This is a genomic window from Bacillus sp. GC_Bacil_1, from assembly GCF_026540675.1.
Taxonomy (GTDB): Bacteria; Bacillota; Bacilli; order Bacillales; family Bacillaceae_G; genus Bacillus_A; species Bacillus_A cereus.
The window spans coordinates 1-10,059 of the sequence record NZ_JALNUG010000037.1; the positions used below are offsets into that span (position 1 = coordinate 1).

Consider the following 10,059-nt stretch of genomic DNA (forward strand, 5'->3'; position numbering starts at 1 on the left):
GAAACAAATATCGCATTCATTAAAGAAAGCAAAACATGGTTAATGATTTATCGTGTTGCAGTTGTCGGAATGGTATTCTTCGGATCAATCGCTGCTCTTAAAACAGTTTGGAGTTTAGCTGATTTATTCATGGGACTAATGGTATTCACAAACTTAATTGCCATCTCATTCCTTAGCAAATTTGCTTACGCTGCATTAGTAGACTATTTGAAGCAAAAGAAACAAGGCAAAGATCCTGTCTTCATTGCAAACTCTATCCCTGGCTTAAAGAATACAGAGTGCTGGGATGGACAGGATGTAGAAGAAAAACAAAAGGCTGTTTAATAAACAAAGGCCCTATTACTTCACCGTAATAGGGCCTTTTATTTATAACAGTTCATAATTTGTTCAAATTAATTCCAGCAAAAGGGTTGATTTATAGATATTACTAGATTATAATAATTATAAATTAGTAATTGATATCACATAACAACTCAAAAGGAGATTGATCATAATGAACAAACAAGTAATCGAAGTATTAAACAAACAAGTAGCAGACTGGAGCGTTTTATTCACAAAACTTCACAACTTCCATTGGTATGTAAAAGGACCTCAATTCTTCACATTACACGAGAAATTCGAAGAACTTTACACAGAATCAGCTACTCACATCGATGAAATTGCAGAACGTATTTTAGCAATTGGCGGCAAACCAGTAGCAACAATGAAAGAATACTTAGAACTATCTTCTATTCAAGAAGCAGCATACGGAGAAACTGCAGAAGGGATGGTCGAAGCAATCATGAAAGACTACGAAATGATGCTAGTCGAACTGAAAAAAGGCATGGAAATCGCTCAAGACTCTGACGACGAAATGACATCTGACCTACTACTAGGCATCTACACAGAACTAGAAAAACACGCTTGGATGCTACGTGCGTTCTTGAATCAATAATAGACTTTAAGGCGGAAGCGGCTCGTTTAGAGTCGCTTTTTTATGTAATGGTCGCACTTAACGGTACACGAAATTATATCAACGATTTTTCAAATATATCGATCATTACTCGAAATATATCAACGATTTTTTCATTATATCAATCATTACCCGCAATATATCAACGATTCGACAAAGGATATCAATTTGCCGACAAATCAAGACAATATCAGCGCCCCTCTCCCCTACTTTTATCAATATATTACAATCTCATCTATGTTAAAATATAGGAAACACCCTTTAGCTTTTCCAAATTCATCATTTACTACTTAAATGACGGGAGTGGTTCAGTTGAAAGACTACTTAATTAGAGCATTTTTTGCGTTGATAACAGTTGGGATTCTCTTACTTATAGCTAATATTTTCAATATACGTGTCGAGGTTAAAGACTATGCTTTCCTCGTTGTCGTAGCAATTGGTGGCGGCTGGGGTGGCTGGTACCTGTATAAAAAACAAAGCAATCAAAATGATAAAGGCATTCCAAAGTAATATGGAATGCCTCTTTTATTGCCTTCTGTAATAAATAATGAAATTCAGGCCACTAATACAACCAATCGCAATAAACATACAAAACGATTGTGGATCTCCAGCCAAATTATACTCATCAACAATAAAGCCAATCATAAAGAGTGTTATCGCCGAAACACCGATACACAATATCGAAATAAACCAAAGCGAAAATTCATTAATTAGCTCTTTCTTCTGTATTGAAACGATTAGCATAACAAGAATAGACGCTGCTAAAATACTTTTAAAAACCGGACGTAAATATACGAACTCCTCCATCAATTTCTCCTTTTCCAAAAACGTCATATATTAAAATTAACATATTTAACCAAATTAAAAACACATGCCATCTTAAATTAAAACGACATGTGTTTCCGTATTTGCTATGATAGTTGCTTCCACTTCGTTCCCAAAACAGGACGCTCATAATTTTGGATTGCATGAATTAGTTTATCTGCCGTCTCAGCTGAAACGATCAATTCTTTATTTGATGGATTCATAAATCCTTCTTCTGCTGCACGTTCAACCATTTGCAGAATTGGTCCGTAAAAACCTTTTATGTTTAATAAACCAACCGGCTTATTATGTATACCAATTTGTGACCAACATACAACTTCAAATAGTTCTTCAAACGTTCCGTATCCGCCTGGAAGCGCAATAAAAGCATCTGCAAGCTCTGCCATTTTCGCTTTACGTTCATGCATCGTCTCTACTTCAATTAATTCTGTTAATCCTGTATGCACAATTTCTCCTCGGAATAGACCGCGTGGCATAACACCTGTTACACGTCCACCTAAACGAAGAACTTCGTTTGCTACTTCTCCCATTAATCCAACGCATGAACCACCGTATACGAGCTCATACTCGTTCTCAACAAACATTTTACCTAACTGAATTGCCTGCTCTTTGAATTCTGGTCTCTCCCCTAAATTAGAACCTGCAAACACACAAATCTTTCTCATTCCTACACCCCGAAACTATATATTGTTATGATACAATTGACATTGTACAACATATTGAGGAGATGAGGAAGAAATGGATATCGTTGCATTTCAAAGATGGGTTGAGGAATTTTACGAAAAACGAAGCTGGTCACAGTATAATGCCTTTATTCGCTTAAATTTCTTAACCGAGGAAGTTGGGGAAGTTTCACGAGTCGTTCGTGCTATTGAAATCGGCCGCGATCGCCCTGATGAAGATGCGAAAACAGAAGAAGAGCTAAAACAAGAACTAAAAGAAGAACTTGGCGATGTACTATCTAACCTTATTATTCTTTCGCAAAAATATGATTTAGACTTACAAGACATTATGGACGCACACGTCACAAAGCTTTCGAAAAGGTTCGAAGCATCTAAATGAGAATATTATCAATTATGGTATAATATTCTTGTCACAATACTAAGGGGGATTTTATGTTATCAAAAAAATTGCACGACGCATTAAATGAACAAATGAACTTTGAATTTTACTCTGCCCATGCTTATATGGCAATGGCTGCTTACTGTACAGCTGAGAGCTATGATGGATTCGCTAACTTTTTCCTTGTACAAGCTGAAGAAGAACGTTTCCACGCAATGAAGCTTTACAACTATATTAATGACCGCGGAGAGCGCGCTATTATTACTGGATTTGATAATCCGAATAACGAATACGAATCTGTATTAAACGCTTTTGAAGTCGCACTTGAGCACGAGCGTGAAGTAACGAAACGTATTTACAACTTATCTGATATCGCTTGGGATGAGCGTGAACATGCAACAATTACATTCTTAAAATGGTTCGTTGACGAACAAGTCGAAGAAGAAGCTTCATTCGATAGCATCATCCAAAAACTAAAACGTATTACAAGCGATTCAAACGCACTGTTTATGCTAGATGCTGAATTAGAGAAACGTACATTTACGCCTCCAGCTGAGTAATATTTCAATCACCTTAATACATGTATTAAGGTGATTTTTTTGTTTGCTCTCTATCTTAAAATCACCTTAAATTTCCTCACATTTGACATAGTGTCAGATATAAAATGGTATTATTTTCAATATAAAAACGAATATACGAGGAGAGGAAAAATGAATCAACGTGTAGAAGCTGTTGATGCAATTCGTGGTTTCGCTTTGTTTGGCATTTTACTAGTCAATATGAAATTAATTCAATTTGGGTTCTTCACCAGTGAAAAACCAACTTATCTATTTGGCGATCTTGATAAAGGCGCTAATTGGTTTATTCAATTTTTCGGCACACATAACTTTATATCCCTATTTTCTTTTCTATTTGGGCTTAGCATTATTTTGTTACAAAAAAGTATTATCGCAAAAGGAAAAAAATTCTTCCCCACATACATAAGACGTATTATCATTCTTTTACTACTCGGCTACATTCATGGCACTTTTGTTTGGGAGGGAGATATTTTATTTGCATACGGAATAATCGGGATTTTTTTAATGATATTCATCAATCGAAAACCGAAAACTTTGCTTATTTGGGCGATTATTCTACTCGCACTTACTACACTTATGTCTTATCAAACTGATCCATCTACAAATATAAATGATTTCGCACCTTATACTGAAAAAGAACATAAAGTCCATCAAACTGGAAGCTATATGGATCACGTCAACTTTAGATTGACTGAAAATCCTTTTGATTACATGGGAATTGACGGTGCATTCGGATTATTTTTTATATCAGTTTTCGCAATAATTTTTATGTCTCCACTGTTCCTACTCGGAATGTATGTAGGGAAAAAAGGCTGGCTATTTGAGGTCAGTAAACATATACCTGCTGTCAAAAAAATATGGTTTGCCACCGGTCTCTTCTCTTTTACAATTAAAATCTTAGCTATGTTCATAAAACACCCGGTTTTAATTATGTTACAAGATGGCCTTACACCAGTAACTATGACCTTCTTTTACGGAAGCACAATCATTTTATTATTCCATTACAAAAAAGCAACCCGTCTACTAACATACATGGCGAACATAGGGAAAATGTCCGTTAGTAATTACTTAGCGCAATCTATTATCGCAACAACCATTTTTTACGCATATGGATTTGGCTTATACGGGAAAATCGGCTATTTCTTCGGTATTCTTTTAACCATCGGAATTTATACGATTCAATTATTCGTTAGCACCTATTGGCTCCAGAAATACCGAATGGGGCCAGTGGAATATGTCTGGAGACTGGGAACTTATTTAGAGAAACCACGTTTTAAAAGAGACTTGGATAAAGCAAGTTAAACAAAAAAAGCAATGAGCCTACGCTCATTGCTTTTCTTAATTTATTAAAGCATAACCCCAACGATAATCGCTGATAATATACTTACTAACGTTGCACCGTATACAAGTTTTAAACCGAATGATGATACAACGTTTGCTTGTTTGCCATCGATACTCTTCGTTGCACCTGCGATAATTCCGATAGATGAGAAGTTCGCAAATGATACAAGGAAGATAGATAAAATACCTACTGTACGAGCTGATAAATCGCCAGCTACTTTTCCAAGGTCAAGCATTGCAACGAATTCGTTCGTTACTAATTTTGTTGCCATAATTTGTCCTGCTTGTAACATCTCTGATGTTGGAATACCCATTACGAATGCTAATGGTGAGAAGATGTATCCTAAAATGCTTTGGAATGTGATTCCGAAAATTGAATCGAATACGCCATTAATTGCTGTAATTAATGCTACGAAACCGATTAACATCGCCGCTACTGTTACAGCGATAGAGAAACCAAGCATAATATATTCGCCTAACATTTCAAAGAATGTTTGTTTCTTGTCTTCTTGTAATTCTAAAATATCGTCTTCTTCTTTTACTTCATATGGATTAATAATATGAACAATAATGAATCCACTAAATAAGTTTAATACAAGTGCTGTTACTACATATTTTGGATCAATCATTTTCATATAAGAACCGACAATTGACATCGATACTGTAGACATTGAAGATGCACAAAGTGTGTATAAACGATTTTTCGGTAATTTGCTTAGTTGATCTTTTACTGTAATGAATACTTCCCCTTGACCAACGATTGCAGCTGCTACCGCATTATATGATTCTAGTTTTCCTAAACCGTTAACTTTACTTAATAGGAAACCGACTGCACGAATGATAATCGGTAAAACTTTAATATGTTGCAGGATCCCGATTAATACTGCTAAGAAAATAATCGGTAATAATACTGTTAAGAAGAATGGTGCTTGTCCATCGTTTGCTAGACCACCAAATACGAAATTAACCCCAGCTTCCGCAAATTTTAAAATAGAACCAAATCCATCTGCGATCCCTTTTACTAATACAAATCCGACCTTTGTATTTAGTAAGAAATACGCAAGTACCAATTGAATAACAAGCATAAGTGCAATTGGTTTATATTTAATCTTCTTACGATCTGAACTGATAAGGAAACCTAGTACAAACACTACAAGTAAACCGACTAGAAACATTACTATTTTCATATGTGAATCCCCCACTTCTCCCACGAATTATTGGTCGTATAACGTATAACGAATGACGTCTGACCATTATTGTTAAAAAAATTTTAAACCCCTAAAACTATTCAACTGTCATCTAAAATCAGTAAGCGTTTACATAAATTGCAATTTATAAAAGGTAGCTTCTTCTCTCCTACCATACTTGAAAGTCTGAAATTGATACCACCTACAAATCAAATTGTAAGCGTTATCTAGGTGAAATGCAATATAAATTTTAAAAGATTTTTATATGTTAATATATTCCTAATTAATTGGTTTTTTCATGCAAATTTACCATAAAAAAAATAGCCCCAGCTATGAGCTAGAGCTACCCTTTTTTACCCCGCTTTAACGGGCAGTAAGACCCCCATCTCAACATTCAGCGAAAACAAAGAAGTTAGATGGGTGATTAATTGCCCATAAAAGCCCGATTGGTTCAACTAATAATCAGCGGGGGATAAAGCTCCCCCCACTAATTAAAGTTTCACTTTATAACATAACACCAACGATAATCGCTGATAGAATACTTACTAACGTCGCACCGTACACAAGGCGTAAACCGAATGATGATACAACATTTGATTGATTTTCATCGATACCTTTCGTTGCACCTGCGATAATTCCGATAGATGAGAAGTTCGCAAATGATACAAGGAATACAGAAAGAATACCAACCGTACGAGCCGATAAATCACCAGCTACTTTTCCAAGGTCAAGCATCGCAACAAACTCGTTTGATACTAATTTTGTTGCCATAATTTGTCCCGCTGTTACCATTTCTGCTTGCGGGATGCCCATTACGAATGCTAATGGTGAGAAAATATATCCTAAAATAGCTTGGAATGTAATACCGAACATTGTATCAAACAAGCTATTGATTGCTGTAATTAATGCTACGAAACCGAGTAACATAGCTGCTACTGTAATCGCAATCGTGAAACCAAGCATAATGTACTCGCTCAGCATTTCAAAGAATGATTGTTTTTTCTTATTTTCTAATTTCAGTGTATCTTCTTCTTCTGTAATATCGTACGGGTTAATAATATGAATGATAATGAAACCACTAAATAAATTTAATACAAGTGCTGTTACTACATATTTCGGTTCGATCATTTTCATATAAGAACCAACGATTGACATCGACACTGTCGACATAGAAGATGCACATAATGTATATAAACGATGTTTTGGGATTTTACTTAATTGATCTTTTACTGTAATAAATACTTCTGCTTGTCCAACAATGGCAGCTGCTACTGCGTTATATGATTCTAGTTTTCCTAGACCATTTACTTTACTTAACAACGTACCAATAGCACGAATAAATATCGGTAAAATTTTAAAGTGTTGCAGAATTCCGATTAAAACCGCAAAGAATACGATTGGTAATAACGCTGTTAAGAAGAATGAAACCTCTCCTTTATTAACAAGACCACCAAATACGAAAACGATTCCAGCTTCCGCATATCCAAGAAGTGCGCCAAATCCATCTGAAATTCCTTTTACTAAAATATAACCAACTTGCGTATTTAATAAGAAATAAGATAATGCTAGCTGAATAATAAGCATAATTGCGATTGGTTTATACTTAATCTTCTTTCGATCGGCACTTATAAGAAAACCGAGTACAAATACAACGAGTAATCCTACAAGGAACATAACAAACTTCATTAATAAAATCCTCCATTTAACTCTTCATTAACGTTGAACGTCTGACCATTCAAAACAAGAAATAATCCGAACTTTCCATTTCTCCTCCAAAGTCTTCAATCGGATAGGAAAGATCATAAAACCTCTTATTTCAAAGGCATTTTCCATTCTAACATAAATCACAACTCATATCCGCACTTTTCTTAAAAAAATACATTTTATTATGAAACATTCATGAATGTTCGTCTTTTTCATTATAAAGCGAAACTTTAATGAGCAGGAGTTTCACTTCACACAAATAGCTGAACCAACAAAAAATGAGCATCAAGTTTCACTTGATGCTCACCTCATTATACTCCTTTTTCTTTATCAGCTACCGCTGGCTTATCCCAACACTCTGTATTGTTCAAACCTGGAATAGACTCCGCATAAAAGACTGGATCTTTCCCTTGTTTCTTTTGCTTAATATAATCTGATAACGCTGCGAAAGCGTACTTTGAAAGGAATACAATTGCTACTAAGTTAATAACAGCCATAATACCCATGAATAAATCTGCTAAATCCCAAACGATTTGAATTGTCGCTACAGATCCTAGCATAACCATACCAAGTACAGCAATGCGGTATGAATTTAATAACACTTTACTTCCATTTAAGAACTCAATATTTGTTTCACCATAGTAGTAGTTACCTACTAATGAACTAAATGCAAACAAGAAGATCGCAACTGCCACAAATATAGAAGCCCATGGACCGATATGTTGACTTAACGCCTGCTGCGTTAATTGAATTCCATTTAAATCAGCTGCATTATGCACATCTGATAAAAGAATAATAAATGCTGTACAACTACAAATTAATAATGTATCAGTAAATACCCCTAAAGTTTGAATGAAACCTTGTTTAACTGGGTGCGTTACGTTTGCAGTCGCTGCTGCGTTCGGCGCACTACCCATACCTGCTTCATTTGAGAATAACCCACGTTTTACCCCTAATAAAATCGCAGCTCCTAATCCTCCGCCTACTACTTCTTTAATTCCGAAAGCATGTAAGAAAATTTCTTTAAATACATATGGAATTGCCGTAATGTTTGTTACAACAACGAATAATGCCACTGCTACATAAATAATTGCCATTACTGGAACAATCATTTCAACCGCGCGAGCAATTCGTTTTACCCCACCGAAAATAATAACTGCAAGTAAACCAGCCATAACAAGACCTACCAATCTGCTATCTGTTTTAAATGCACTATCAAAAGCAGCTGCTACAGTATTAGACTGTACAGCGTTAAAAATCAATCCGAAACTTACTGTTATTAGAACAGAGAACACAACACCTAACCAGCGTTTCTTTAAACCCTTTTCCATATAATACGCTGGGCCCCCACGGAATGCATTCCCATCTTTTACTTTATAAATTTGCGCTAATGTGCTCTCTACAAATGCAGAAGCACCCCCAATTACCGCAATTAACCACATCCAAAATACTGCTCCTGGACCACCTGCTGAGATCGCAATAGCTACACCAGCTAAGTTACCAGTACCTACACGAGAAGCTGTACTCATACAAAACGCTTGGAATGATGATACGCCGCTCTTCTCTTTTTGCGCTTTCCTCGTTTTCGAGCTTGCTCCATCCCCAAGCAAACGAATCATTTCACCGAAGTAACGAACTTGGACAAATTTCACACGAAATGAAAAATAGAGCCCTAACCCAATTAACATCGCAATAATGATATATGACCAAAGGATATTATTTACATCCCCAATTACCCTAGCTAAAAAATCCATATTTGTATTGCCCCCTCTTTCTAACAATAAGAAAATTATATTCTAAAAACTTTAAGTAATCAAGAACTTTATGTAAGGTTTTATGACATGAGTATGTTAATTATCTTAACATGCGTGTTTTTTTTCATAAAAATATAGCTATTACATGCATTTATCCAATACTCAATCACTTATCCTCTTCGACCAGTCATACTTTTAAAGCAGTACGTTCCCCATAATAACGAGAGAAACAAACAAAAAAAGTTATATTAATAATTACCCCTCACCCTTTTCATTATTTACTACAACAAAAAAGGCGAGCATCGAATTTGCCTCGATGCTCACCTTTTCAATTACACTGCTTTTTCTTTATCTGTTACCGCTGACTTATCCCAACACTCTGTATTCGTTAAACCAGGAATAGAATCTGCACTGAAGACTGGATCTTTCCCTTGTTTCTTTTGCCTTACATAGTCTGCTAATGCTGCATACGCAAATCGGCCAAGAAGTGTAATTGCAATTAAGTTCGTGATTACCATTAGACCCATAAATAAGTCTGCCATATTCCATACAACTTGAAGCGTCGCAACAGAACCGAATAATACCATTCCAACTACCGCAATACGGTAAATTGTTAACCACGTTTTGCTTTGCTTAATAAATTCAATATTTGTTTC

Annotated in this window: 12 protein-coding genes; 6 read left to right on the forward strand and 6 right to left on the reverse strand. The window is 35.5% G+C overall.

Annotated features, from left to right (window positions below; translation table 11 throughout):
• The 3 genes from OXT04_RS29160 to OXT04_RS29170 form a co-directional block, all read left to right on the forward strand.
• On the forward strand, positions 1-324 hold a 324-nt coding region (locus tag OXT04_RS29160; RefSeq protein WP_267418927.1), incomplete at its 5' end, for an alanine:cation symporter family protein.
• Between the two features lie 169 nt (positions 325-493).
• Positions 494-934, forward strand: a complete 441-nt coding sequence (locus OXT04_RS29165) for a Dps family protein (RefSeq protein ID WP_001041895.1) — start codon at positions 494-496, stop codon at positions 932-934.
• Positions 935-1,264: 330 nt separating this feature from the next.
• On the forward strand, positions 1,265-1,462 hold the full coding sequence (locus OXT04_RS29170) for a hypothetical protein (protein WP_000656312.1): 198 nt from the start codon (positions 1,265-1,267) through the stop codon (positions 1,460-1,462).
• 15 nt (positions 1,463-1,477) lie between these two features.
• Here OXT04_RS29170 and OXT04_RS29175 read toward each other — a convergent pair whose 3' ends face one another.
• Positions 1,478-1,759 (reverse strand): hypothetical protein, encoded by a 282-nt coding sequence (locus tag OXT04_RS29175; protein ID WP_016513205.1) that lies wholly within the window; start codon positions 1,757-1,759, stop codon positions 1,478-1,480.
• 104 nt (positions 1,760-1,863) lie between these two features.
• A complete protein-coding gene (locus tag OXT04_RS29180) occupies positions 1,864-2,442 on the reverse strand; it encodes an LOG family protein (protein WP_001225756.1) in 579 nt (192 codons plus the stop codon).
• A gap of 73 nt (positions 2,443-2,515) precedes the next feature.
• On the opposite strand from OXT04_RS29180, the gene OXT04_RS29185 reads away from it, so the two are divergent.
• The 3 genes from OXT04_RS29185 (at position 2,516) to OXT04_RS29195 (ending at position 4,719) form a co-directional block, all read left to right on the forward strand.
• Positions 2,516-2,839 carry a MazG nucleotide pyrophosphohydrolase domain-containing protein gene (locus tag OXT04_RS29185; protein WP_000355746.1) on the forward strand — a complete coding sequence of 108 codons (324 nt, stop codon included), beginning with the start codon at positions 2,516-2,518 and terminating at the stop codon, positions 2,837-2,839.
• Positions 2,840-2,892: 53 nt separating this feature from the next.
• Positions 2,893-3,399, forward strand: a complete 507-nt coding sequence (locus OXT04_RS29190; RefSeq protein ID WP_000949403.1) for a ferritin — start codon at positions 2,893-2,895, stop codon at positions 3,397-3,399.
• A 150-nt stretch (positions 3,400-3,549) separates the two neighbouring features.
• The gene (locus OXT04_RS29195) at positions 3,550-4,719 is read left to right on the forward strand and encodes a DUF418 domain-containing protein (protein WP_267418928.1); all 1,170 of its coding nucleotides are present in this window, start codon (positions 3,550-3,552) and stop codon (positions 4,717-4,719) included.
• Positions 4,720-4,763: 44 nt separating this feature from the next.
• Here OXT04_RS29195 and OXT04_RS29200 read toward each other — a convergent pair whose 3' ends face one another.
• From OXT04_RS29200 to OXT04_RS29220, 4 genes are all read right to left on the reverse strand, one after another.
• Positions 4,764-5,945, reverse strand: coding sequence for a NupC/NupG family nucleoside CNT transporter (locus OXT04_RS29200; protein WP_000706853.1), 1,182 nt, complete (start codon positions 5,943-5,945; stop codon positions 4,764-4,766).
• Between the two features lie 504 nt (positions 5,946-6,449).
• Positions 6,450-7,631: a NupC/NupG family nucleoside CNT transporter gene (locus OXT04_RS29210; RefSeq protein ID WP_000673841.1), complete on the reverse strand. Its 1,182-nt coding sequence runs from the start codon at positions 7,629-7,631 to the stop codon at positions 6,450-6,452.
• Positions 7,632-7,960: 329 nt separating this feature from the next.
• A complete protein-coding gene (locus tag OXT04_RS29215; protein ID WP_267418929.1) occupies positions 7,961-9,403 on the reverse strand; it encodes an alanine/glycine:cation symporter family protein in 1,443 nt (480 codons plus the stop codon).
• A gap of 332 nt (positions 9,404-9,735) precedes the next feature.
• The coding region (locus tag OXT04_RS29220) for an alanine:cation symporter family protein (protein WP_267418930.1) at positions 9,736-10,059 on the reverse strand (324 nt) is incomplete at its 5' end.